21 protein-coding genes and 4 tRNA genes are annotated in these 21415 nt (G+C 69.2%); 9 read left to right on the top strand and 16 right to left on the bottom strand.

From position 1 onward, the window contains the following. Nucleotides 1-42 precede the first annotated feature (42 nt). The 4 genes from BJ993_RS23830 to BJ993_RS23815 all read right to left on the bottom strand — a co-directional run bounded on the left by BJ993_RS23830 (nt 43) and on the right by BJ993_RS23815 (nt 5283). A complete protein-coding gene (locus BJ993_RS23830; RefSeq protein WP_179651710.1) occupies nt 43-1482 on the bottom strand; it encodes a cellulase family glycosylhydrolase in 1440 nt (479 codons plus the stop codon). A 122-nt stretch (nt 1483-1604) separates the two neighbouring features. Continuing rightward, nucleotides 1605-2525, bottom strand: a complete 921-nt coding sequence (locus BJ993_RS23825) for a glycosyltransferase family 2 protein (RefSeq protein WP_179651708.1) — start codon at nt 2523-2525, stop codon at nt 1605-1607. Continuing rightward, nucleotides 2522-3253 (bottom strand): CDP-alcohol phosphatidyltransferase family protein, encoded by a 732-nt coding sequence (locus BJ993_RS23820; RefSeq protein WP_179651706.1) that lies wholly within the window; start codon nt 3251-3253, stop codon nt 2522-2524. Before BJ993_RS23820 ends, BJ993_RS23825 begins: the two co-directional genes overlap by 4 nt. Then, on the bottom strand, nt 3241-5283 hold the full coding sequence (locus tag BJ993_RS23815; protein WP_179651705.1) for a hypothetical protein: 2043 nt from the start codon (nt 5281-5283) through the stop codon (nt 3241-3243). Before BJ993_RS23815 ends, BJ993_RS23820 begins: the two co-directional genes overlap by 13 nt. A 208-nt stretch (nt 5284-5491) precedes the next feature. On the opposite strand from BJ993_RS23815, the gene BJ993_RS23810 reads away from it, so the two are divergent. Together BJ993_RS23810 and BJ993_RS26425 are read left to right on the top strand one after the other, a co-directional pair. Continuing rightward, nucleotides 5492-6331, top strand: coding sequence for a hypothetical protein (locus BJ993_RS23810; protein ID WP_179651704.1), 840 nt, complete (start codon nt 5492-5494; stop codon nt 6329-6331). Then, nucleotides 6309-7007 carry a helix-turn-helix transcriptional regulator gene (locus tag BJ993_RS26425; RefSeq protein WP_179651703.1) on the top strand — a complete coding sequence of 233 codons (699 nt, stop codon included), beginning with the start codon at nt 6309-6311 and terminating at the stop codon, nt 7005-7007. Before BJ993_RS23810 ends, BJ993_RS26425 begins: the two co-directional genes overlap by 23 nt. 186 nt (nt 7008-7193) lie before the next feature. Here BJ993_RS26425 and BJ993_RS23800 read toward each other — a convergent pair whose 3' ends face one another. Then, nucleotides 7194-7868, bottom strand: coding sequence for an HNH endonuclease family protein (locus BJ993_RS23800; RefSeq protein ID WP_179651702.1), 675 nt, complete (start codon nt 7866-7868; stop codon nt 7194-7196). Nucleotides 7869-8010: 142 nt separating this feature from the next. Continuing rightward, the gene (locus BJ993_RS23795) at nt 8011-8532 is read right to left on the bottom strand and encodes a hypothetical protein (protein WP_179651701.1); all 522 of its coding nucleotides are present in this window, start codon (nt 8530-8532) and stop codon (nt 8011-8013) included. Between the two features lie 176 nt (nt 8533-8708). Here BJ993_RS23795 and BJ993_RS23790 point away from each other — a divergent pair, with 176 nt between their 5' ends. Next, the gene (locus tag BJ993_RS23790) at nt 8709-8993 is read left to right on the top strand and encodes an excalibur calcium-binding domain-containing protein (protein WP_179651700.1); all 285 of its coding nucleotides are present in this window, start codon (nt 8709-8711) and stop codon (nt 8991-8993) included. Between the two features lie 42 nt (nt 8994-9035). Here BJ993_RS23790 and BJ993_RS26705 read toward each other — a convergent pair whose 3' ends face one another. After that, nucleotides 9036-9680, bottom strand: a complete 645-nt coding sequence (locus BJ993_RS26705; RefSeq protein ID WP_218864782.1) for a potassium channel family protein — start codon at nt 9678-9680, stop codon at nt 9036-9038. Between the two features lie 59 nt (nt 9681-9739). On the opposite strand from BJ993_RS26705, the gene BJ993_RS23780 reads away from it, so the two are divergent. Next, nucleotides 9740-10633: a Dyp-type peroxidase gene (locus tag BJ993_RS23780; RefSeq protein ID WP_179651698.1), complete on the top strand. Its 894-nt coding sequence runs from the start codon at nt 9740-9742 to the stop codon at nt 10631-10633. Between the two features lie 135 nt (nt 10634-10768). Here BJ993_RS23780 and BJ993_RS23775 read toward each other — a convergent pair. From BJ993_RS23775 to BJ993_RS23765, 3 genes are all read right to left on the bottom strand, one after another. Next, nucleotides 10769-10843, bottom strand: a tRNA-Val gene (locus tag BJ993_RS23775). Nucleotides 10844-10857: 14 nt separating this feature from the next. Next, a tRNA-Cys gene (locus BJ993_RS23770) sits at nt 10858-10931 on the bottom strand. A gap of 53 nt (nt 10932-10984) precedes the next feature. After that, nucleotides 10985-11057, bottom strand: a tRNA-Gly gene (locus BJ993_RS23765). A 169-nt stretch (nt 11058-11226) separates the two neighbouring features. Between BJ993_RS23765 and BJ993_RS23760 the strand changes: the two genes are divergently transcribed. Beyond that, nucleotides 11227-12054, top strand: a complete 828-nt coding sequence (locus tag BJ993_RS23760; RefSeq protein WP_179651696.1) for an aminotransferase class IV — start codon at nt 11227-11229, stop codon at nt 12052-12054. On the opposite strand, the gene BJ993_RS23755 is transcribed toward BJ993_RS23760, so the two are convergent. Next, nucleotides 12035-13213: a GAF domain-containing protein gene (locus tag BJ993_RS23755; RefSeq protein ID WP_179651694.1), complete on the bottom strand. Its 1179-nt coding sequence runs from the start codon at nt 13211-13213 to the stop codon at nt 12035-12037. The two genes, BJ993_RS23760 and BJ993_RS23755, sit on opposite strands and share 20 nt — an antisense overlap. Nucleotides 13214-13306: 93 nt before the next feature. Here BJ993_RS23755 and BJ993_RS23750 point away from each other — a divergent pair, with 93 nt between their 5' ends. Continuing rightward, nucleotides 13307-15142 carry a flavin-containing monooxygenase gene (locus BJ993_RS23750; protein WP_179651692.1) on the top strand — a complete coding sequence of 612 codons (1836 nt, stop codon included), beginning with the start codon at nt 13307-13309 and terminating at the stop codon, nt 15140-15142. Nucleotides 15143-15215: 73 nt separating this feature from the next. Next, nucleotides 15216-15287, top strand: a tRNA-Val gene (locus BJ993_RS23745). Nucleotides 15288-15864: 577 nt separating this feature from the next. Here BJ993_RS23745 and BJ993_RS26825 read toward each other — a convergent pair. The 4 genes from BJ993_RS26825 to BJ993_RS26770 all read right to left on the bottom strand — a co-directional run bounded on the left by BJ993_RS26825 (nt 15865) and on the right by BJ993_RS26770 (nt 19248). Beyond that, the gene (locus tag BJ993_RS26825; RefSeq protein ID WP_444547294.1) at nt 15865-16977 is read right to left on the bottom strand and encodes a competence protein CoiA family protein; all 1113 of its coding nucleotides are present in this window, start codon (nt 16975-16977) and stop codon (nt 15865-15867) included. A 142-nt stretch (nt 16978-17119) separates the two neighbouring features. Continuing rightward, nucleotides 17120-18298: an AAA family ATPase gene (locus tag BJ993_RS23740; protein ID WP_179651690.1), complete on the bottom strand. Its 1179-nt coding sequence runs from the start codon at nt 18296-18298 to the stop codon at nt 17120-17122. Continuing rightward, nucleotides 18295-18819 carry a hypothetical protein gene (locus tag BJ993_RS23735; protein ID WP_179651688.1) on the bottom strand — a complete coding sequence of 175 codons (525 nt, stop codon included), beginning with the start codon at nt 18817-18819 and terminating at the stop codon, nt 18295-18297. The genes BJ993_RS23740 and BJ993_RS23735 overlap by 4 nt, the downstream gene beginning before the upstream one ends. A 237-nt stretch (nt 18820-19056) precedes the next feature. After that, nucleotides 19057-19248: a helix-turn-helix transcriptional regulator gene (locus tag BJ993_RS26770; protein WP_373366971.1), complete on the bottom strand. Its 192-nt coding sequence runs from the start codon at nt 19246-19248 to the stop codon at nt 19057-19059. A 208-nt stretch (nt 19249-19456) separates the two neighbouring features. On the opposite strand from BJ993_RS26770, the gene BJ993_RS23725 reads away from it, so the two are divergent. Beyond that, a complete protein-coding gene (locus BJ993_RS23725; RefSeq protein WP_179651684.1) occupies nt 19457-20683 on the top strand; it encodes a tyrosine-type recombinase/integrase in 1227 nt (408 codons plus the stop codon). Here BJ993_RS23725 and BJ993_RS26765 read toward each other — a convergent pair. Next, on the bottom strand, nt 20660-20890 hold the full coding sequence (locus tag BJ993_RS26765; protein WP_179651682.1) for a helix-turn-helix domain-containing protein: 231 nt from the start codon (nt 20888-20890) through the stop codon (nt 20660-20662). The genes BJ993_RS23725 and BJ993_RS26765 overlap by 24 nt on opposite strands. Nucleotides 20891-21007: 117 nt before the next feature. On the opposite strand from BJ993_RS26765, the gene BJ993_RS23715 reads away from it, so the two are divergent. Further along, nucleotides 21008-21406, top strand: coding sequence for a hypothetical protein (locus BJ993_RS23715; protein WP_179651680.1), 399 nt, complete (start codon nt 21008-21010; stop codon nt 21404-21406). Nucleotides 21407-21415 lie beyond the last annotated feature (9 nt).

Below are 21415 nucleotides of genomic sequence, written 5' to 3'. Positions count from 1 at the left end.
CCGCGACCGGCGCAGGCCCGCCAGGGCTCGTCGGGTGAGTCGTCAGTCGAGCCGCGTGGTCTCGGCGAGCGCGTTCGCGAACGACGTCCGCTTCGTGGTCGTGCTCAGGCTCCAGTTCGCGACGCTGTTCAGCGTGGTGTCGAAGTAGCTGTACGCGACGCCGCCGTAGGCCTCCATCCGCTGGACGCTGTCGACGATCTCCGACGGACGCGCGGCTGCCGCGGCATCGGTCACGCCGGTCTCACCGAGCGCCCAGTCGACCCCGACGGTCTTCGCCCAGCTCGAGATCTTGCTGTAGTAGTCGTCGAAGCTGGTCCACTTGGTGGTCGTCGTGCCGTTCTTCACCACGCCGTACTGCTGGTAGATGTCGAATCCTGCGACATCGATCTTCACGCCGCGCGGCCAGATCTCCGACAGGCGGTACTCCGCAGCCCCGTAGAACTGGTTCCAGCCGGTCATCACGACGGTGAAGGCGACGTTCGGGGCCGTCGAGCGGACGAGGGGCGCGAGGTGCTCCTGCATCCGACGCCAGGCCTGGATGTCACCGTCGCCCTCGGGCTCGTGGTGGAAGGCGACCCACACCGGGCCGTCGAGCGCTGAGAGGCGGACAGCGATGTCCTTCGCCCACGCGTCGCCGCGCCCGGCGGCCATGTCCTCCCACGAGTAGGGCAGCTTGAAGCTGATCCACGGCAGCCGACCGGCCGCGAGGTCGGTACGGGCCGTCGACACGGCCTTGTCGACTCCGGAGGCCGTGAAGTAGGTACGCCGGACGGCGAGCTTGCGACCGAGGGTCTTCTCCAGCGCGGACGGGTCGGTGTTCGACCCGTGCGCGGCGCCGACGTACACCCCGCAGGCCGGGATGCCTCGCGCGGAATGGCCGCACTCACCCGGCACGGAGGGCTCCGTCGCGGGCGGCGTGACCGTCCCGCTGGTGACCGGGCGGAGCACCCGCACGTCATCGACGAGGACGCGGTCGCCCGTGCGCAGCTTGGGGGAGCGGACCCGCACCCGGAGGGTCGAGTCGCTCGTCAACGTCGTGACGGCGAGGGTGACGCGCCGCCAGACCTTGGGGCCGGCGATGACCCGGAGCACCCGGGACTGGACCACCTTCCCGGCGGCGACCTCCTGGACCACGAGCGCCACCACGCGGCGGGACGAGGCGCGTGCCCACCCCTCGACCGTGTAGCGGGCACCCCGGGGATGCGCGCCCACCGACCGGTTGGCCTGGGTGGCGGCGGGGCCGGTGCGGGTGGCGCGCAGGACCATGGCCCGGCTCTGGTTCCTGCCGGCACCGGCGCGCGACAGCGCGACGCGGCTGTCGGCGACCTTGCCGAAGCCGGACAGGCTGCTCTCGAACGTGCTGGTGTGGATCGCGGTCGTCTCGGCGGAGCGCGCCGTGGGCACGACGGTCAACACTCCTGCGATCACTGCGAGCAGCCCGGCCACGAGCCATGCTCCTCGATTGGCGTACGTCAACGCCATCAACCCCTCCCGTTGTCGGAACACCCGTGCGGTGTGCCGCTGCGTGGTACGGCAGGGATTCCATCGGCAGGAACCGGCCCGGAACGAATCGTGTCCCCCAAAATGGGGGACGGGGAGTGCGGTCAGATGCCGCGGCCGCGGCGGTGCGCGGCGGCCAGGAGGCGCTCCGCGCTGACCAGCCGCAGGGCGACGAGAGCCGCGAGATAGGCCCTCGGCTCGCGGGCCGAGGCGCGGGCCGACCGCACGGCGCACGGGAGGGCTCGCCGGTCGTGCAGGGCCGCGAGGGCGAAGGCCTTGCGGCCGAGGAGCCGGGCCAGGGCCCGGGGGTCCTCGTGGAAGACCTGGTGCTTGGCCAGGCCGTAGTCGATGGCCGCCGCGATGGTCGCCCAGTTGCGCGAGAACTGCGACCCGCCCCATCGCACGCGCACCAGCGGCGCGGTGACCAGGTGGAAGCCCCCGGCCAGCGCTGCGCGGATCATCCAGTCGAAGTCCTCGCCGTAGCTCCCGGGGATGTCCTCGTCCACCAGCCCGATGCTCGACAACAGTGCCGTGCGACGTACGACGACCGACGAGGGGTGGGCCTCCATGACCCGGTTGCGGACCAGGTTGCGCAGCTCGAGCGCCTCCGGAGCCGGGACCCGCACGTGCCGGCTGCCCTGGTAGACGATCTCGACCCCGCTCACGCAGGTCGGCGGGCCGCCGGTGACGAGGAGCGCCACCTGGCGCTCCAGCTTGTCGGGCAGCCACAGGTCGTCGTCGTCGCAGAAGGCGACCAGCTCGCCTGCCCCCGCGAGGATGCCGGTGTTGCGGGCGCCGGCCAGGCCCCGCCGCCGCCGGTTCGCCAGCACCTCGACCGAGCGCAGGTCGCCCCGGACTTCGAGCGACTCGTCCGGTGTCGAGCCGTCGAAGACCACCAGGCACCGGATCCGTCCCTCGTAGGTCTGGTCGAGGACCGCCGCGATCGCCTCCCGGACCAGCTGCGGCCGGTCATGGGTGGCGATCACGACGTCGACGTCGGGAAGGACGGCCGGCTGCTCGGTCATACTGCCTCCTCCGGTCGGCGCGAGGCAGCGGCGTCCAGGCGCCCCGCGATCCGCCACGAGCGGCGCAGGTTCACCGCCGTCGCCAGGCCGTAGAAGGCCGCCGCCCCCACCAGGCCGGTGGCCGCCGCCGAGGGGCCGGCCAGCGGGAGGAGGCCGAGCGCGAGCGTCTCTGCCTCGACCGACCAGGGGACCGGTCGCATCCGGGTCCGGTGGCACAGGCGCAGCCACCAGCCCAGGACGGGCGTCGTCGACGCCGGGGGGAACGCGGCACTGCCGGTGCCCTCGCCGGCGGCCGCGGCCAGCTGCTTGCGGTGGGCGAGCGACCAGCCGTAGGTGCCCAGCGCGCCCAGGAGCAGCAGCGCGGGCGCCGGGTGGACGTGGTCGGTGCGCAGGGCCCACCAGACCAGCGCGACGTACGCCGCCGTCACGGTCACGACGTCCGTCGCGACGTCGAGGAAGGCACCGCGCTGCGAGGTGGACGCCTGGGCGCGGGCGACCTTCCCGTCCAGGCAGTCGGCGAGGAAGCGGAGCAGGAAGAGCGCACCGCCCAAGCGCAGCAGGCCGACGGCCAGGCAGGCCGCGGCGGCGAGGCCGAGGGCGCCCGCCACCGCGGTGATCCGGTTGGGGGTGATCCGCTGTCGCGGAGCGAGGATGCGGGCGAGCGGATCAGCGATCGGGTCGATCGCGACGCGGGTCCAGATGTCGCGCGTGGGGCTCACCGCTGCCATCGCGACCTCCGGGGACGATGTCCGGCCACGGCCGTCAGGCCGACGCCGAGCAGGCCGCCGAGGCCACCGCCGGTCGTGACGGGCACGGACCGGTCGTCTGCGACGCGGTGCACGTCGCTGACCCGGATGATGCGACCGACCTCGGGGTGGTGGGTGGTGAGGTGGTCGATCGCCGCGCGCAGGTAGTCGCGCGAGGTGCTCCAGGCCGGATCGAGGGGGTCGGTCGCGGCGAGGTTCGTCGCCAGTCGCGCGGCCAGGTCGTCACGGCGCGCGTCGAGGAATCGCTGGCGCTCGGCGAGGTACTCCTCGGCCACGGCCAGTGCCGCGGTCGAGGGGTCGCGCGGCGCCGAGGTCGTCATCGTCACCTCGATCACGGTGGACAGCGGCGGTGCGGCGAGCGTCATGCCGCGGCGGAGCTCGCGGGGGGTGAGGTCCGAGCGGTTGCCCGCCCGGGTGAGCGCGCGCTCGGAGAACAGCAGGGCGGCCTCCGTGTCCACGCTGCTGGTGGTCGTCACGTCGGCGATCGCATCGACCTCCGGGCCGCTCGTGTCCGCTCCGACGTCCAGGTACGTCGGTGCCGTGGTCAGCGCGATGGTCACGGTGCTCGCGAGGCGGTCCCCGGGGGAGAGGTCGACCAGGGCGACGACCGCGCCGAGGAGTGCGCTCCCGGCGACGATGGCGACGGCGGGCCCGCTGGGGAGGTGGAGGCGGGCACCCTCCTCGCGCTCGCGCCACGCCAGGCCGACGGCGGCCATCACGAGCATCATGGGCAGCCCGAGCGTGTCGTACACGGTCAGCTGCAGGAGGAAGATCCCGACCACGAAGGTCGCGACGGTGGCGTTCAGGGTCTGGCACCGCACGGTCCGGGCGAGGGCCAGCACGAAGAAGGTGAGGAAGAAGGCGGCACCGATCCAGCCCTGGGAGAACAGGACGAGCCACAGCTGGCCCTGGGTCCCCAGCGGAGGGACGCCGCAGGCCGCGCAGTCGGCGGTGGCACCGCCGGCGATCGAGGTGAACGTGCCGGCGGCGTCCCGTGTGCTGCCGTAGCCCACCGCCGGCGATCCCTCGCTCATCGAGGCGATGGTCGCCACGATCAGCTGGGAGCGCCGGTCGTTGCTGTGGGGGTGGTCGAGCCGGGAGAACACCGTCTCGCCGAGCGGTGTGGACGTGATCGCCACCCCGAGGAAGACCAGCACCCCGACCAGCCCCGCGAGGGCGAGGGTGTGGCGCCGGAGCGCGGCGAGGGCGAGGACGCCGGCAGCGGCGGCGATCAGGGCGAGCCACAGCCCGCGGTTGAGGCTGAGCACCACCGGCACGACCGCGACCGCGAGCACGGCCACGACCGCGGGGTGCCAACGGCGCTGGACCCTCGCCGCCGCGGCGAGGAAGTAGACCAGGGACAGGGCCATCACGCTGCCCCAGGTGTTGGTGTAGGGGAACGGAGCCTTGGGGCGGGCGCCCTCGTCGCCGAGCACCTTCTGGACGTCCGCGAACTCGGCCGACACGAGGGTGCGCACGAACTCGTTGCTGCGCAGCCCACCCGGCAGCACCCGCTCGGCGAGGGTCGTGACCGCCAGGTCGGGCAGCAGCACACCGATCAGGCCGCCCACGACCGCGACGACGAAGACCGACCCGAACACACGGTGCAGCAACCGGTCCGGCACGAAGCGGGCGGGCGTGTTGCCGATCCACAGCAGCATGACCGTGCAGGCGACGTACCAGAGGAGACGGAAGCCGAAGACCAGGATGCGGGTGCCCCCGCCGGCGTCGGCCGTGCCCGGCGCCGTCGCCCACAGGGTCCCGACGCCGATGACGACCCAGACCAGGAAGAGCAGCCACCAGCCGAAGTGCCGGGGGACCCGCAGGCCGCGCCGGGTCCACAGGTCCCAGGCCATCGGGACGGTGACGAGCAGGGGCACGGCCGAGGCGAGCCCGAGGACCCACCACACGGGCAGGCCCACGATTCCGACGACGAAGGCGCGCCGAGCGGCCCTCGTGGCCGGAGGTTCGGTCCCAGGCACCTCCGCCATGGAGCAAGGGAACCCTGCGGAGCGCGGACGACGACTCACCAATTTTGGGTGACTATCGCCGCCGACCGGTTCGCGGCCGCCCCGTCGGCCTACGGTCGGAGGAGTCCGGGCCGAACGCGTGGGAGGGAGACTGCGAGGATGCCCACCGTCTCAGGAGCCCGAGCGCGCACGGAGCCCAGCCCGCTCGTGTCGAGAGGCCGGTGAGCCCATGGGCATCCGGGGTGTGGTGCTCGCCGCTCCGGTCCTCCTGCTCGCCAGCGCCTGCGGCGCGCCGGGTGGGTCTCCGGGCGGGTCTGCGGGCGAGACGCCGGCCGTGCTGTCCGGCGACCAGGACGACGTGGCGCTCGACGGCTACGACGTCGCGTTCGACTTCGACGCACCGGTGGTGCCCGGCGACGTCGTACCCCGGGTGAGGAGCGTGGGGACCGCCCGGGTGCACACGACCGTCGTGACGGCCCGCGGGGGCGAGCTGACCTGGACCCACGACCGGGGCCAGGGGTGGGCGGTGCGGACGCCGGCCGCTCGACCCGAGGGAGCCGTCGAGGCCGCCGCGATCGTCGTCTGGCCGGACCCTGCGGACGCCGACGCCCTCCAGCCGGGCTCGCGGCCCGTCGTACTCCAGGTCGACTTCCGGGCGGACGCACCCGCGCCGTCACGTCCCGGCGACGACGGCGACAACCTCGTCCAGTGGGGCCGGTACGGCGACCGGGCACAGCTCAAGCTGCAGCTCGACCACGGCACGCCGTCCTGTCGGGTCGCCGGCATCGGCGGCGTCGTGCTGGTCGCGTCGAAGCAGGCGGTGACGTCGGACCGGTGGTACCGGCTCTCCTGCTCGGTCACCAAGGGCGAGGTCACGATGCGGCTGACCGACCTCGACGCCGGGGGAGAGCCGCTGGAGTGGGTCAGGCACGCCGACCCGGGTGAGCTCCGCTTCGGCCGCGTGCCGCTCTCGATCGCCGCGAAGGTCGCGGCGAGCGGCGAGCTCGACCGCAACTCGGTGGACCAGTTCAGTGGGACGATCGATCGTGTCGTCGTCGACATTCGGTGATGCGACCGCACGCCGGGTCGTGCTGGTGTCCGACCGGAGACTGGTCGGCCAGGCGATCGCTGCGGCGCTGAAGGCGCAGGGCTTCCTCCCCGCCGTCCTCGAGTGGCCGGAGCGACGACGGATGATGGTCTACCGGAGACAGCTCGACTTCACCGGTGCCCGGGTCGGGCTGGTCATGTGCGACCTGCGCACCCCTGACCTCCTGCGCGACGTCGAGCTCCTCGTGTCGTGGCGGCCGGTGCGCTGGCTCGTCCTCACCGACAGTCCCGTGGGAGCCCGTTGGGGGACGGTGCTGTCGGCGGGCGCGGTGGGGGTGTTGCCGACGAGCACCACCACGGCGGGGCTGAACGTCGCCCTCCGCGAGACCCTCGCCGGCCGCTCGCCCACCCCCGACTCCGTGCGGACCCGGGCCGTCCGGGCGTGGGAGAACGTCGCCGACGAGCAGCGCGACCTGATCCGCCGCATGGAGCTGCTGACCCATCGGGAGTACGAGGTGCTCGGCTTCCTGTACGACGGCATCGGGGTCAAGGCCATCGCGGAGGCGTCGGGGGTGGCGGAGGCGACGGTGCGCAGCCAGGTGAAGTCGCTGCGCCGCAAGCTCGGAGCGGAGTCGCAGCTGGCGGCCGTCGCCATGTACCGCAGGTCGCTCGACGTCTTCCCGAGGTCACGGTCGTGACCTGATCGCGACCCGGCTCCGGTTTCCTGAAGATCTGCGGAATTTCGCGCCCGGACCCGCGCGGAACCACTACCGTCAGCGTCGGTTCCCCAACCACATGCGCCCGACGAACCCCACAACCGCCGGGCGCGAGGACGCTCCGCCCTGCCGTCCAGCAGGGCGGAGCGTTCTGTGTCCGGGGCGGGCTCAGGCGGTGGTGACCGTGATCGTGTTGGAGCAGCTGGCGGCGTAGCTGTTGAGCACGCTCTTCTCGGCGGAGTCGGCACTCAGTCCCCAGCGGATCTTCACCGCCACCCACTCGGCGACGTAGCGGCACTTGTCGTAGGTCGGCAGCCACGTCGAGGGATCCTGGTCGCCCTTGGACTGGTTGACGTTGTCGGTGACGCCGACGAGCGTGCGGTAGTCGCCGAGGTCGTTGGCGTACGCCTGCCGGCGCGAGGTCGTCCAGCTGCGTGCACCGGACCCCCACGCCTCGGCCAACGGGACCATGTGGTCGATGTCGATGTCGGCGGCACTCGTCCACGTCGCTCGGTCGTAGTAGGAGAACCACCGACCGCTGGCGACCGTGCACTTGCTCGACGAGGTGTAGGTGACGGCGGCGTCGGCCTCGCTGATGAGGACCTCGGCGCGGGTGTTCTGGCAGTCGCCGTTGGCGTCGACCCAGTGCGGGAACAGGGCCCGGTCGTAGCCGGAGTTGCTCTCCGCCGCCGTCGGGATCTGCGCGATGCCCTGGGCGATCGTGCCGGAGAAGGTGGTGGCGGCCTGGGCCGGTGCGGGCTGCAGGCCGAGGACGACGACCAGCAGCGCGCTGGCGGCCAGGGCGAGCCGGGTGACGGGGGAGAGGATCCGAGAGCGCGACATGGGGAGGCTCCTGCGGTGGGGCCGGGCCCGTTGCCCGGCGGTCTGGTGTCCTGTCTAACCGGATCCGCGGGCGGGCGACAGTGATACATGGGGTCGTGCCGCCACATTTCACGGGACCGTCACGGGGCGAGCCGGTGGGGGATCAGTCGCCGCAGCGACCGCACTCCTCCGCGACGAACCAGCGCGCCATCACCTGCTGGTGCGTGGCCGGGCCCGGCTCGAGCTCGGCCGCCCGCATCGCGACGAGGACGAAGAACCCACTCGTGCCGAGGATCGCGCTGACGCCGTACGACGACAGCAGGGCCGCGATCGCGCGGTCGAGCTCGCCTCCCGCCAGCTCCTCGGGCAGCTCCATCAGGTGCAGGCAACAGACCAGCTGACGCGCCAGGCCGGCCGGGACGCCGTACTCGCCTGCCTCGTCGGCCAGGGCCGTCAGCTCGAACGCACGCCCGCGCCGTCCGGCCAGCCGGCCCAGCTCGCAACAGCCGTGTCCCACCCACCGCAGGAGCTGCCGCACGAACGGCGCCGTGTCGCCGGTGCGTACCTCGTCCAGCACAGCGGCGACGGCCGGGTCGCTCATCACGTAGTCGGCACAGCCGTGCGCAGCCAGCAGCCGGCGGGCGAGCCGGTCGAGCTCGAGCCCCGTGACGTCCTGCGGCTCCATGCTCCTTGACTGTCCCAGCGGAGGGCGATCCTGTCCGGAAAACCCGGCCAATCAGCGACCCTCGGATGAGAGGGACGGTCCCTCGATGGTCCGTCCGGGTGGGTGCACACGGGACGTTCGGACGAACCCTCACCATTTCGCTGCGGCGGCTGGGCCGGGCCCCCTAGCCTCCCGGCATGATCTCCCGACGCATCGTCTCGGCCGTCGCCGCCACCGCCCTCGCCCTCCCCGTCGTCGCGCTCTCCGCGCCGCAGGCCGACGCTGCCGGCCTCACCTACTCCAGCTGCGCCAAGCTCACCCGCGTCTACCCGCACGGCGTCGCCAAGAGCGCGACGGCGGCGGCCAAGCAGGTCCGCCAGGGCTACGGCCGCCCCTCGACGACGGCCCGGGCCAAGAGGGTCTACTCGGCCAACTACAGGAACCTCGACCGCGACCGCGACGGCACCGCCTGCGAGCGCTGACCTCTTCCCACGGCGCGAACTGCCGGGACGGGGTCCCGGCCCCTACGCCTCGCGCTCGACGTTGGCGACCAGCCATGCCGCCACGGCTGCGGTGACCGAGCCGACGACGGCGATGCCCACGACCATGAGCGCCACGGCGATCAGCCGTCCTTCCGTGGTCACGGGGAAGCGGTCGCCGTAGCCGACCGTCGTGACGGTGGTGGTCGCCCACCAGAGCGCGTCGCCGATGCTCGTGATGTTGGCGTCCGGAGCGTCCCGCTCGGCGTCCAGCACGGCGATCGCCCCGAGGGCACATGCTGCGAGTGCGGTGCCGATGACGTACGTCGTGACGCGCCCGGCCAGGTTGCGGGTGAAGGTCCGGTTGAGGATCCGTGCGAACGCCAAGGCGCGCAGTAGGCGAAGCGGGCGGAGCATCGGGAGCGCGATCAGTGCGACGTCGTACCAGTGCCGGCGGGCGTAGGAGGCACGATGCTTGGCCAGGGCGACCCGGATGCCGAAGTCGATGGCGAAGGCTGCCCAGACCGTCCAGGAGACGGCCGTCAGGGTCGTCTCCAGGTCGGGCTCGAGCCGCGGGTCGAGGATCGGCCATGCGTAGGCGACCAGGAAGGCCACCGCGAGCAGGAGCAGCGGCACCTCGCTGTGTCGCTCCCATGCCCGGACCCGGTCGTCGTGCGTCTCGTCGGTCACGACCGGGAGCCTAGGATCATGGCGACCGGCGGTCCGGACAACGACCACAAGGAGCGCACATGGGTGTCCCCCAGAACGGGATCTTCGCCTTCGGCACGTCCGCCCACGGCTACTTCGAGCTGGACCTCGCGCCCGGAGCCGTCGCGGCGGACGTGGTCGCTGCCGTCGCCGACCACCTGCTGAGCGAGACCTCGATGCAGGCGGTCAACCTCGTGGCGGGGTTCCGGCCCGAGCTGTGGGCCACGGTGGCGCCCGGCCGGATGCCCGCCGAGGTCACCGGCTTCACCGAGCCGGTCGTCGGCCCCGACGGCTTCACCCTGCCCGCCACCCAGCACGACATCGGGGTGTGGATCTCAGGACCGGCGCCGGACGCGGTCTTCGACGGCGGCGTCGAGATCGTCACCGCACTCGCCGGCAAGGCCGTGCTGGTCGCCGAGACGATGGGCTGGTCCTACCACCGCGACTACGACCTGACCGGCTTCATCGACGGCACCGAGAACCCCAAGCAGTCCGAGGCCCCGAGCCGCGTCCTGGTCGCGCCGGGGGAGCCCGGCGCCGGCGGGTCCGTCCTGCTGCTGCAGCAGTGGGCCCACGAGACGGCCGACTGGATGAGCCTCGGCGTCACCGACCAGGAGGCCGTGATCGGACGCACGAAGGCCGACAGCGTCGAGCTCGACGACCGCCCCGCGACGTCCCACGCGGCGAGGACCGACCAGGACGAGTACGGCACGATCCTGCGCCGCAACACGGCGTACGGCACCGTGCTCGACCACGGCACGATGTTCGTCGGCTTCAGCGCCACCCGGTCCACCCTGCACGCGATGCTGCGCAGCATGGCCGGTCTGGACGGGCCGCGGGACGCACTGACCCGCTACACCCGTCCACTGACCGGCGCCTACTACTTCGTGCCGTCCGTGGATGACCTCGGTGTGGTCGCCACACCCGATCGGTGACCGTGTGGACGTCATGCGGACCGAGCGCCATCGCGGCCGGTTCGTATGACGTCAGAGGGGCGGGTCGAGGTGGGCCGCCGGAGAACGAAGAAGCCCCGACCCTGCGTGTCCGCAGGTCGGGGCTGTTCGTAGTGCTGGTGGGCGATACTGGGTTTGAACCAGTGACCTCTTCCGTGTCAAGGAAGCGCGCTACCGCTGCGCCAATCGCCCTTGTGGAGTTGTTGTGGAGGTGGGTACGGGATTTGAACCCGTGTACACGGATTTGCAGTCCGTTGCCTCGCCTCTCGGCCAACCCACCGCAGGTGGCCCTTTACACACTGGCCTGGTCAGGCAGTGGGTCTGACCACTCCGAGCGGACGACGAGGCTCGAACTCGCGACCTCAACCTTGGCAAGGTTGCGCTCTACCAACTGAGCTACGTCCGCATCGCACTGCTTTGCCGGCCTTTCGGCCCGCTCTGCGGTGCGGTTGAGAACATTAGCCGATCCAGTGAACGGCGCCAAAACGGGGGGTCACTTTCGGCATGTCGGGGGTTCTCGCGGCCCTCGTCGGAGCCCTGCGGAAGGCGTTCGCGGAGCCTCCTAGGCTGGCCCCATGCGCGTGTGGATCAACGGTGAGCTGCTGTCCGACCCCAAGGCCCCGGCGGTGCCGGTGACCGACCACGGCCTCACGGTCGGGGACGCGGTCTTCGAGGCGGTCAAGGTGGTGGACGGCCAGCCGTTCGCACTGCAGCGCCACCTCGACCGGCTGGAGTCCTCGGCGGCCGGGCTCGGCCTGGTGGGCCTCGACGTCGACGACGTACGACGCGGGGTCGGCGCCGTGCTGGAGGGCGAGCCGATCGCGCTCGGCCGGCTGCGGATCACCGTCACGGGCGGGAATGCGCCGCTGGGGAGTGGGCGGGGCAGCGACCCGCTGACGGTCATCGTGGTGGCGAGCCCGATGGACCCGGCGCCGGAGACGACGGCTGTCGTCACCGTGCCGTGGCCCCGCAACGAGCGCGGGGCGCTGGCGGGGCTGAAGACGACGTCGTACGCGGAGAACGTCGTGGCGCTCGCCCAGGCCCAGGCGGCCGGCGCGAGCGAGGCCGTCTTCGCCAACCTGGCCGGCAACCTGTGCGAGGGCACCGGGACCAACGTGTTCTACGTGGTCGACGGGGAGGTGCGGACGCCGACCCTGGCGAGCGGCTGCCTCGCGGGGGTCACCCGCGCGCTGCTGATCGAGTGGTTCGGCGCGACCGAGGTCGACGAGCCGATCGAGGTCGCGGCGGGCGCTGACGAGATCTTCCTCGTCTCGACCACGCGCGACGTGCAGGGCGTGCACCGCTGGGACGACCGCACGCTCGAGGCGCCGGGACCCGTGACGAAGGCCGCCGCTCAGGCGTGGCGCGACAACGAGGCCGCGCTCATCGGCCTGGATCGCTGACGACGCTGAGCTCGACGCCGTCGCCGAGCCGGTAGGGGTTCGTCGCGAGCAGCGCGCCGAGCGCCTTGCGCATCCGCGAGATCTCGGCGCGCACGGTCACCTGGTGCTCCCCGTCGCCGTACAGGCGGTGGCTGAGGACGCCGGCGGTGAGCCCGCCGCGTCCGGCCGCGGCCAGCGCTGCGAGGACGTCGGCGTGCCGCGGCGACAGCGCCACCCGCCACGGTGCCTCACCGCCGCGCACCTCCAGCATCGCGGGCGTCGTGGAGAGGTCCAGGGTCGCCCGCAGCACGGTCTCGCCGGACTGGGGCCGGATCAGCCAGCCGCCCCGCAACCGCTCCGGCAGGCACAGCCCGAGGCCGGGTACGGCGACCGCCCGGTCGGCCCGCGGCGCGTCCACCCGGTCGCGCACGGACACGCCCTGGTGGGCCGCCACCCAGCCGTGGTCGTCGACGACGAGCAGCGGGCCGTTGGCACCGGACAGCAACGGCTCGGCCGTACGCCGCAGCTGCTCGAGGCGCTCCTCGTGGTGGCGCCACAGCCGGGCCTCCGCGAGCCGGACCGACGCCGTCACCAGCGCCTCGATCGCGGGGTGCAGCGTGAGGGCCGGACCGCTGACGTCGACGATCCCGAGCAGGGAGCCGTCGATGGGGTCGTGGATGGGGGAGGCGGTGCAGTACCAGGGCAGCTGGGCCCGCTCGAAGTGCTCGGCCGCGAAGAGTTGGACCGGCGCACCCTCCTCGAGCGCAGTGCCGATCGCGTTGGTGCCGACGCTGCCCTCGGTCCACAGCGCGCCCTCGGCGAAGCCGAGCCCGTCGGCCTGCCGCTTGACCCGCGGCGAGCCGCTGCGCCACAGCAGGATGCCGTCGGCGTCGGTGACGACGACCAGGTAGTTCGACGCGTCGGCGGCGCTGAGCAGCAGCTCCCGGATCTCGTCGATCACCAGCGCCAGCCGCGAGCTCCGGCGGCGCTCGTCGACGTCCGCGGGCGACAGCGGGTCGCGGCCGTTGCGGCCGTCCGGGTCGATGCCGAGGCCGATCACCCGGCTCCACGAGCGCGCCACCACGGCCCGCGGCCGCTCGGGCGGCGCGGAGCCGGAGAGCACCGCGTCGTGGATCCGGACCAGGTCGCGGGCCCGCATCGCGAGGTCGTGCGTGGCCATGTGTCCACAGTAGGCGGGTCCATGTGACCGGGGCCACATGCAACATCGTGCAACGGTTCCTGCAGCGGTGCGCCCGGGAGTCTCCTTCTCGGCATGACCCAGCTCGACGACCGGCCCGTCACGACGGCCGACACCACCCCAGCTCCGGACCCCGCCACCGCCTGGTTCGCGGCCTTCGAGGACGCCCTCGCCGCCCGCGACATCGACCGCGCCTCCGGCCTCTTCGCCGCCACCAGCTTCTGGCGCGACCTGATCGCCTTCTCCTGGAACCTCACCACCGTCGAGAACCCCGACGGCGTCGCGGACCTGCTCGCCGCCACCCTCGACCGGGTCGACCCGTCCGGCTTCCGGCTCACCGAGCCGGCGGCCACGGCGGACGGCGTCACCACGGCCTGGTTCGAGTTCGAGACCGCGGTCGGTCGCGGGCGCGGGCTGGTGCGCATCGTCGACGAGGACGGTCCGAAGGCGTGGACCTTCCTGACCACCCTCTTCGAGCTCAAGGGCCACGAGGAGCCCAAGGGCGTACGACGCCCGATGGGCGCCGAGCACGGCGCGAACAAGGAGCGGGTGACCTGGCTCGAGAAGCGCCAGGCCGAGGACGCCGCGCTCGGCGTCGACACCCAGCCCTACGTGCTGGTGGTCGGCGGCGGCCAGGGCGGCATCGCCCTCGGCGCGCGGCTGCGCCAGCTCGGCGTACCGGCGCTCGTCATCGACAAGCACCCGCGCCCCGGCGACCAGTGGCGCAACCGCTACAAGTCGCTGTGCCTGCACGACCCGGTCTGGTACGACCACCTGCCGTACCTCAAGTTCCCCGACAACTGGCCGGTCTTCGCGCCGAAGGACAAGGTCGGCGACTGGCTCGAGTTCTACACGCGGGTCATGGAGGTGCCCTACTGGTCCAACACGGTCGCCACCAACGCGTCCTACGACGAGGACGCGGGGGAGTGGACCGTCCACCTCCAGCGCGAGGGCAAGCCGCTGGTGCTCAAGCCGACCCACCTGGTGATGGCGACCGGCATGTCCGGCAAGGCCAACATCCCGAGCTACCCCGGCGCGGACGTGTTCCAGGGCGAGCAGCACCACTCCTCGCAGCACCCCGGCCCGGACGCCTACGCCGGCAAGAAGGTCGTGGTCGTCGGCAGCAACAACTCCGCGTTCGACATCTGCGGCGCGCTCTGGGAGCACGGCGCCGACGTGACGATGGTGCAGCGCTCGTCGACCCACATCGTCAAGAGCGACACCCTGATGGACATCGGCCTGGGCGACCTCTACTCGGAGCGTGCGCTCGAGAACGGCGTCACCACCGAGAAGGCCGACCTGATCTTCGCCTCGCTGCCCTACAAGATCATGCACGAGTTCCAGATCCCGCTCTACGACCAGATGCGCGAGCGCGACAAGGACTTCTACGACCGGATGGAGGCCGCCGGCTTCGACCTCGACTGGGGCGACGACGGGTCCGGCCTGTTCATGAAGTACCTGCGCCGTGGCTCCGGCTACTACATCGACGTCGGTGCCGCCGAGCTGGTGGCGAACCGCGACGTGAAGCTCGCCAAGGGTCAGGTCGACCACCTGACCGAGACGTCCGTGGTCCTCGCCGACGGCACCGAGCTGCCGGCCGACCTGGTCGTCTACGCCACCGGCTACGGCTCGATGAACGGCTGGGCCGCCGACCTGATCAACCAGGAGGTCGCGGACAAGGTCGGCAAGGTGTGGGGCCTGGGCTCCGACACCACCAAGGACCCCGGTCCGTGGGAGGGCGAGCAGCGCAACATGTGGAAGCCGACCCAGCAGGAGAACCTCTGGTTCCACGGCGGCAACCTGCACCAGTCGCGCCACTACTCGCTCTACCTGGCCCTCCAGCTGAAGGCCCGCCACGCCGGCATCGACACCCCGGTGCACCGCCTGCAGGAGGTGCACCACCTGGGCTGACCCGTCCCCGATGTGAACCGCGGTCGCGAGATGCGTTAGAGTCTCCGACCGCGGTTCCTTGGGTTCCGCGTCCGGGCGATTGGCGCAGTGGTAGCGCGCTTCGTTCACACCGAAGAGGTCACTGGTTCGAACCCAGTATCGCCCACAAGAGAACATGCAGGTCAGCACCACCACAGAGCCCTCGATCGTTGTCATGCGTTCGGGGGCTCTGAGCGTCTGTGACACAGTTCTTACACTCGGCGACTATCGGCCCGCTGCGGCCCTACTAGTTGTCACGTGACGTCATTGCCCATCCATCGGGCGAACGGCCGTCAGATCGCGTCTGAGCGGCTCGCGGGCGTCAGTAGACGTGTGGCCCCGCTCGGTGCGGCACGGAATACGTTGCCCAAAACCGAAAGTCGAAGAAAATCCGGACCCCCCCTCCCCGCCACGGCTCTTCCTGCTCGTCGTGCGTATCAACTTTTTCGAGGGCCCGACTCGGCCCGCCTGCCTTCCCGACGGTCGGAAAGCCATGAGGTAGGCGTCTGACCGATCCTGGGGCGGCCAGAGATCGCCCAGCGCAATAGCGGTACGAATGGGGGTGGTTCTACTAGGGGTCATACCGGCGTACCGACCGGGTACGACCGTGGTTTGGCTGGTACTCGAACCGGTACGAAACGCCGCGAACCGCCCACGCCTTGGCTGCTTCCCGCGCGATGTAGCCCGATTCCAGCCGTGTCTCATCAAAAGAGCTCGAGCTGGGTGCCGGAGTCCAACCTGACCCCGAAGGTGTGCCACCTTTCGATGTCACCGATTTCTAGAGGATGACCGTTCGGGCAAGCCCACCCGCCAGCTTCCGTTGGCGTCGCCATGACCTGGGTCGAGGTTGTCCGCAGACGCGAAACCTCACTGCGAAGTCCCAGCGTCACGGTCCAGCCGCTTGGGGAAGCGCCTCCGCCTGCCTGCCCATGCGTACATGGATGTCCGGTCTCACCGCACGGTACTGGCTGCCAGGTGCGGTAGGTGGCTTCGCAGATCTCACACCAGGAATTGCCGAGCCTCACTTGGAACCATCCTGGCGCGTGCTGCCGCGGCACTTTGCAGGAGGGTGCGGTTGCCCCGGTCGACAAGCGGCTGTCGTCCTGCCCCCATACCGGTTTCACTTTGACCGGCGCGGATCGACGAGCAGGACGGTTGCGTAGTGGCGCACTCCTCGCGACGGGCGCCGACGTCGTGCTTGTTGTCCGCCGCGAGGGCAGGGCAGGAGGCTGGTTGTATGCGCGGCGATGATTCAGGCGGAGCCGGGACGTTCCGTCCAGAAGCTTCAATAGGTGACCTAACGGTCGCCATGACAGGTTGTTTGCCGAGCGAAGAGGTGCGACGAGGTATCCGTCCAAGTCCTCGTGGACCTCCGCGAAGAGGCCGCCCCTGGTGAACTCTGTCTCTAGGTGCGGAGTCGCCCCCGGCCCTACCAGCCATACAGGGCGAACGCCGTCGTCCAGGTAGCGCCGAGACCGGCGGAGGTACTCCTCAGGCGCCTGCGGGGAAAGCTGGATCTCGGCCGCCACGCGGCCCTTGACGTTCGACGAATCGTCAGCCCATGGCGGTGTGAGGAGGACATCTGCGACCCAGCGCCGGTGGGGGCCCCAGGCCTCGATCTCAGCACCCCAGCCGGCCTCAAGAGCCAACCGATACACGAGCTCTTGAAGCTTGATGTGAGCCGGGCTCCTGTTATCGAACTCATCGCACCAATCGTTTGCTGGTTCCGTACGTATCCGGTGATGCCGGAAGTGCTTCTGCCGAAGGAGTAGGTCCTGCGGAATGACGACGGAGGCAGCGGAACCACAGCAGGGCATTGCAAGCTCAGTTTCGCGCAGGGCGGACATCTCACGCACCGACAAGTCGGGCGCGACGACTCGCACCCCGCTCGCCAGCTGCGCTGTCAGAGGCATGTTCGGAACTTAGACCGCACTTCCGACACAAACGGCGCCAGGCGGCCTACAGGCCAGTTGCGCCGCGTGGCTTGTTGACGAAGCTCTGGAAGGTCCAGACCTTCGGCGTGCGCTCACTCTCGTCAATCCACAAGTCATTGCCGTGCATCGAGCTGATGAGCGCAAGTGTCTCGACGCGCCCTCCGCCGACCGCCGCATGGATCTTGTTCTTGCTCGTCGGTTCGTTGGCCGACACGAACGCAGTGATGGACGATCTGCGAGCTTCCTGCGTGCGCTTTCGCTCGTTCGCGACGGCGTCGCCCGCCGCGCCTAAGCTTAGAACGCCATTCTCATCCATTGACAAGTCGCGCGGGCGGGCGGCCTCAGGATCGGTTCTCCTCGAAGGCAGGAGGCAGAAGGAGTACCGCCATCCCTCCTTGGTCCTGGTTCTGTAAGACCCCCAACGATACTGAGCGCCCCCGTCCCACGCCGCCGATCCCAAGACCGAGATGTCATCACCTGGCCTCGCAGAGTCGCCCTTGGCGGTGTGAGCTGGAATGAAGATGTCCTCCAACGACGAACAGTCCTTCCTGAGCCGCTCGAGCCGGGTGAAGATGGCTTGGATCTCACTATCGTTGTTGCCGTCCTTCTTTTTCGCGATGTGTCGGAGAGCGTCAAGTACGATGATCTCGAGACCTGCGGCGTTGATCTCGCTTCTGATCCATTCATAAGAAGAATCGGCCATGAGGTCGAAGCCAGCTGCCACGAGGTCATACACAAGAACCTTCTCGTCGTTTGCGCATCCTATTCGACGCAATCGATCGTAGGTCTCGGCTATTCCCATCTCAAAGTCGAAATAGCCGATCTTTCCATTCACTTGGCGCACTGGATAGGTTCCGAGAAATGCTGCACCGTCCGCGAGCGACCTGAGGAGATTGACGACAAGCGACGACTTTCCAGATTTGAACGTCCCTAGCGCGAACACAATGGACCCACGTGCCGCCAGCTTTTCGATGGTCCACTCGATGTCGGGCGGAGGACACAGATGTAAATCGCGGAGCGAGCGGCCCGCTACACCGGCAAAGTGTTCCCGGTGCTCTTCCGCGTAACGCTCTTCAGCCCGCTTTCGGGCGCGAACCTTCCGGTAGGCTTCCTCCTCTTCGTTACCGAAGATCAACTGTTGGAGACTTTGCGGGTCGGGTTCCGAAATCGGAAGCGGTTTCGCGTAGGGGTCGAACTGGGTCATCGAGGTTTTGTCTCCACCACTCCATAGGGGTCTTCGCCTCGGAACTCCCAGACCATCAGTCTCTTGAGGTGGTGAAATAGATCAGCGCGATTATTCAGACCGCGTATCTCGCAGTAGAGCGCCATCTTGTTGTTGCCCTCCCATGCATGGGCGCAGAAGTAGAGACCCTTGGCGTCGTTGATCCACATGGAGAGGGATGTCTGACCAGACTCGTGCGGGCAGGCGACGCTGATCTCTCCCGTCGGGTGGTAGTCATTGCGCGGCTTGTGCGGCAAGAGCCGGGTGTAGATCTCCCAGATCGTTATCGACTCATACAGCTCGTTCAGTCGCTCGCCCGGAGGCGAGACAGTTGTGGACCAGTGGGTTACGTAGTCCAGGAAACCGCCAAGGTCCCCGACGAACGCCTCATCCTCAGCAGACACTCGGGAAGTCTCTTGGGCGGCCTTGCGGGCGCGAAGCTCCGCAAGCTTTGCCGCGAAGTCGACCGTTTGAGACTCAGCCATGATCCCGGGCTCCGGCACTGGCAGAGTCGATGGACCGCGCCGCGTCAACGTGGAAAGCCCTGTGTGCGTCCGGGAGGAGGCGGTGGAACCAATCGCCGAAACATGCGACGTGCATGATCGGCACGAACGAGTCTGACGCCAGCCAAAGCCAGCATTCGTCGGCAGGGTCAATCGAGATCCCGCACCAATCGCAGCAGCCGTTCCAATCGCGAGGGGTTGGGAGAGGCAGACCGTCGTCGCGATCCAACTTGCTGATCACGCCTGGTCCTCCGCACGACTTTTGATCCAGTCGTTGACGTCCGCGAGGCGAAAGAAGACGCGCCTACCCACCTGAATTCTTTTCGGCCCGTAGGACGAGGCCTTCCACTCAGAAAGCGTCTTCCGAGTGACTCCGAGATACTCCGCGACCTCACCCGGAGTGAGCAGCGATTCCAAATGTTCCGACATAGATACCGGATCCTTCCGTGGTTCGTGCGTGCGACCCCGGAACTCCACCACGACGTGGTGTCCTTGGCGAGGACGATAGGGGAAATAGTGTTATCAAATCGTTACCAAAAGCGCCTTTTGTGACACCTTTTGGTTCGGGGTGGACCGACTTGCACTATCGCGATTTCAGAGGTTTCCTTCTGGTCCGCTTGTGAGCACAGGAGGCTTCATGGCAAGCATCGAGAGGCGCCCCGGAAAGCGAGGCGACGCCTACGTAGTTCGCTTTAGAGACGACCAGGGTCGCCAACGGTCCAAGTCATTCGGAAGTCGGATCGAGGCGGTGAGATACGCGCATCAGACTCAGCATCGACTCGACGTTGGCGACTGGCTCGATCCCGACAAAGGCCGAGAAACGTTCGGAGCATTCCACTCGCGGTGGGTGGCCGCGCGAGACGTGTCGCCATCGCGAACAGCGACGGAGGCCTCCCACGCCCGATGCCACATCTTGCCAACATGGCAGAACGTGCCGCTCGGAAAAATCAGGCCCCTCGATGTAGATCGGTGGATCAAGGATCTGAGCGTCGGTCCGACGACGAAGCGCATGGTGCTTGCGCAGTTCAAGCAATGCCTCGCAGCCGCCGTGCGCGAAGGGCTGCTGCGTGCGAACCCCGCAGCTGAGACAAGGTCACCGGCTCATCGACGAAAGCGTGTCACCCTCGCCGATGTTCTCGATTCAAACGAGGTGGATCTGCTCACGAAGGCGACGCCGGACCACTGGAAGGCGCTTGTCTACCTGAGCGCTTGGCTGGGCTGGCGTTGGTCTGAAGCGATGGGTCTGCGATGGAGAGATGTGGACCTCGATGCAGCGGTGATCTACGTCGGCAACGAGACCATCGTCGAATCGCAAGGGCACCTGTACGTGCGGCGTGGCGGCAAGACCGATGCCGCCACACGGATCATCCCGTTGCCTACCGCGGCCGTAGACGTGCTTATTTGGCACCGTAGCCGGTCCGCTGTGGATGCCGCGGGGAACCGCCGGGTGTTCCTTACAGCGCCGTGCCCGCCGCCCGGCAAACACGCGGTGACCGGACGCAAGGGTGGATGCGAGGCCAGCAGCACCTGTCTCGGCCATACGCCGCTCCGGTCAAACTTCCGCCGGATCTTTGTGAAGGCGGTGTCGGAGGCCGGCCTGGAAGGGCGCGGGATCAACGTGCGGCAGCTGCGCCACACGGCGGCCAGCCTGATGCTCTCCCACGGGCTCGACGTCCTTGATGTTCAAGATCGTCTGGGCCACTCGAGAGGCAGCGTCACGCTAGACATCTACGGTCGCGTGCTCTCCGGGCGACGATCGACAAGCACGGCACTGCTCAGTTCAGCAATGGAAGCTTCTTCAAGTCTGTCGTTTGCCAGGGATCCCGAACGAGCCGAGGGGCTACCTAAGTCCCTGCAGGAGTAGCGCCGGATCGACCTCCAGCGCTCGGGCAACGCCCACGTAGCTGGACAGCCCGCTGTCGGTCTCGCCACGCTCCATCCGTGCTAGCTGCGCTACGCCGATACCGACGAGATGCGCGAGAGCCTCTTGCGTGAGTTCCCGTCGTGCACGTTCGGCCTTGATGTTGAGCCCAACACGTCTGAGGACAGCATGCTTGTCACTGGAATCCATTCTGCGAAAAGCCTGCTAGGCATCATGGATGCACTGAAGATCTAATGCGATCTCCCTCCGATCAGATCTGATCGACGCTACCTTCGGTCTGTGAAGCATCTGCGAATGGCGGCCTGCATGGCACTCCTCGTACTCGCATGGGGCTGTAGCGCGTCAGAGCGGGACGACCCACCGCGCGCCGAGACTCAGGGATCGACCGACGCGGGCGTCCCGTCAGCTGCGACTGCCACGACGACGGGTGCTAATGACGTGACGCCGAAGACGACTGTTGTCGCCTGCCGGATCGACAACGGGCTGCCCGTGGCCGAAGTAGAGGTCACGAATACGACAGGCTTGGCCGCCGCGTTCTCGGTCGAGGTGCAGTTCGAGTCCGAGTCGACCGTCCTTGGAACGGGAACCGAGTTCACTGCCGAGCTCAAGGCCGGCCAACGCCAAAAGATCCGTATGGGCAACATGCAGGGTGACGCCGAAGCCGTCGACTCCTGCAACGTCCTCGCTGTCACAGTGCTCGATTGATAGGAGACA

The sequence above is a fragment of the Nocardioides aromaticivorans genome (assembly GCF_013408525.1).
Taxonomy (GTDB): domain Bacteria; phylum Actinomycetota; class Actinomycetes; order Propionibacteriales; family Nocardioidaceae; genus Nocardioides; species Nocardioides aromaticivorans.
The sequence above is the reverse complement of the archived record's forward strand: the minus strand, read 5'-3'. Positions and strand labels throughout refer to the sequence as shown.

Bases quoted from the DNA above. Each gene is read 5' to 3' on its own strand.
- BJ993_RS23815 (WP_179651705.1), bottom strand. From the start codon at position 5,283: ATGGCGGAGGTGCCTGGGACCGAACCTCCGGCCACGAGGGCCGCTCGG.
- BJ993_RS23780 (WP_179651698.1), top strand. From the start codon at position 9,740: ATGGGTGTCCCCCAGAACGGGATCTTCGCCTTCGGCACGTCCGCCCAC.
- BJ993_RS23755 (WP_179651694.1), bottom strand. From the start codon at position 13,213: ATGGCCACGCACGACCTCGCGATGCGGGCCCGCGACCTGGTCCGGATC.
- BJ993_RS23740 (WP_179651690.1), bottom strand. From the start codon at position 18,298: ATGACCCAGTTCGACCCCTACGCGAAACCGCTTCCGATTTCGGAACCC.
- BJ993_RS23750 (WP_179651692.1), top strand. From the start codon at position 13,307: ATGACCCAGCTCGACGACCGGCCCGTCACGACGGCCGACACCACCCCA.
- BJ993_RS23760 (WP_179651696.1), top strand. From the start codon at position 11,227: ATGCGCGTGTGGATCAACGGTGAGCTGCTGTCCGACCCCAAGGCCCCG.
- BJ993_RS23810 (WP_179651704.1), top strand. From the start codon at position 5,492: ATGGGCATCCGGGGTGTGGTGCTCGCCGCTCCGGTCCTCCTGCTCGCC.
- BJ993_RS26770 (WP_373366971.1), bottom strand. From the start codon at position 19,248: ATGTCGGAACATTTGGAATCGCTGCTCACTCCGGGTGAGGTCGCGGAG.
- BJ993_RS23820 (WP_179651706.1), bottom strand. From the start codon at position 3,253: ATGGCAGCGGTGAGCCCCACGCGCGACATCTGGACCCGCGTCGCGATC.
- BJ993_RS23800 (WP_179651702.1), bottom strand. From the start codon at position 7,868: ATGTCGCGCTCTCGGATCCTCTCCCCCGTCACCCGGCTCGCCCTGGCC.
- BJ993_RS23790 (WP_179651700.1), top strand. From the start codon at position 8,709: ATGATCTCCCGACGCATCGTCTCGGCCGTCGCCGCCACCGCCCTCGCC.
- BJ993_RS23715 (WP_179651680.1), top strand. From the start codon at position 21,008: ATGGCACTCCTCGTACTCGCATGGGGCTGTAGCGCGTCAGAGCGGGAC.
- BJ993_RS23795 (WP_179651701.1), bottom strand. From the start codon at position 8,532: ATGGAGCCGCAGGACGTCACGGGGCTCGAGCTCGACCGGCTCGCCCGC.
- BJ993_RS23725 (WP_179651684.1), top strand. From the start codon at position 19,457: ATGGCAAGCATCGAGAGGCGCCCCGGAAAGCGAGGCGACGCCTACGTA.
- BJ993_RS26765 (WP_179651682.1), bottom strand. From the start codon at position 20,890: ATGGATTCCAGTGACAAGCATGCTGTCCTCAGACGTGTTGGGCTCAAC.
- BJ993_RS23830 (WP_179651710.1), bottom strand. From the start codon at position 1,482: ATGGCGTTGACGTACGCCAATCGAGGAGCATGGCTCGTGGCCGGGCTG.
- BJ993_RS26825 (WP_444547294.1), bottom strand. From the start codon at position 16,977: ATGCCCTGCTGTGGTTCCGCTGCCTCCGTCGTCATTCCGCAGGACCTA.
- BJ993_RS23825 (WP_179651708.1), bottom strand. From the start codon at position 2,525: ATGACCGAGCAGCCGGCCGTCCTTCCCGACGTCGACGTCGTGATCGCC.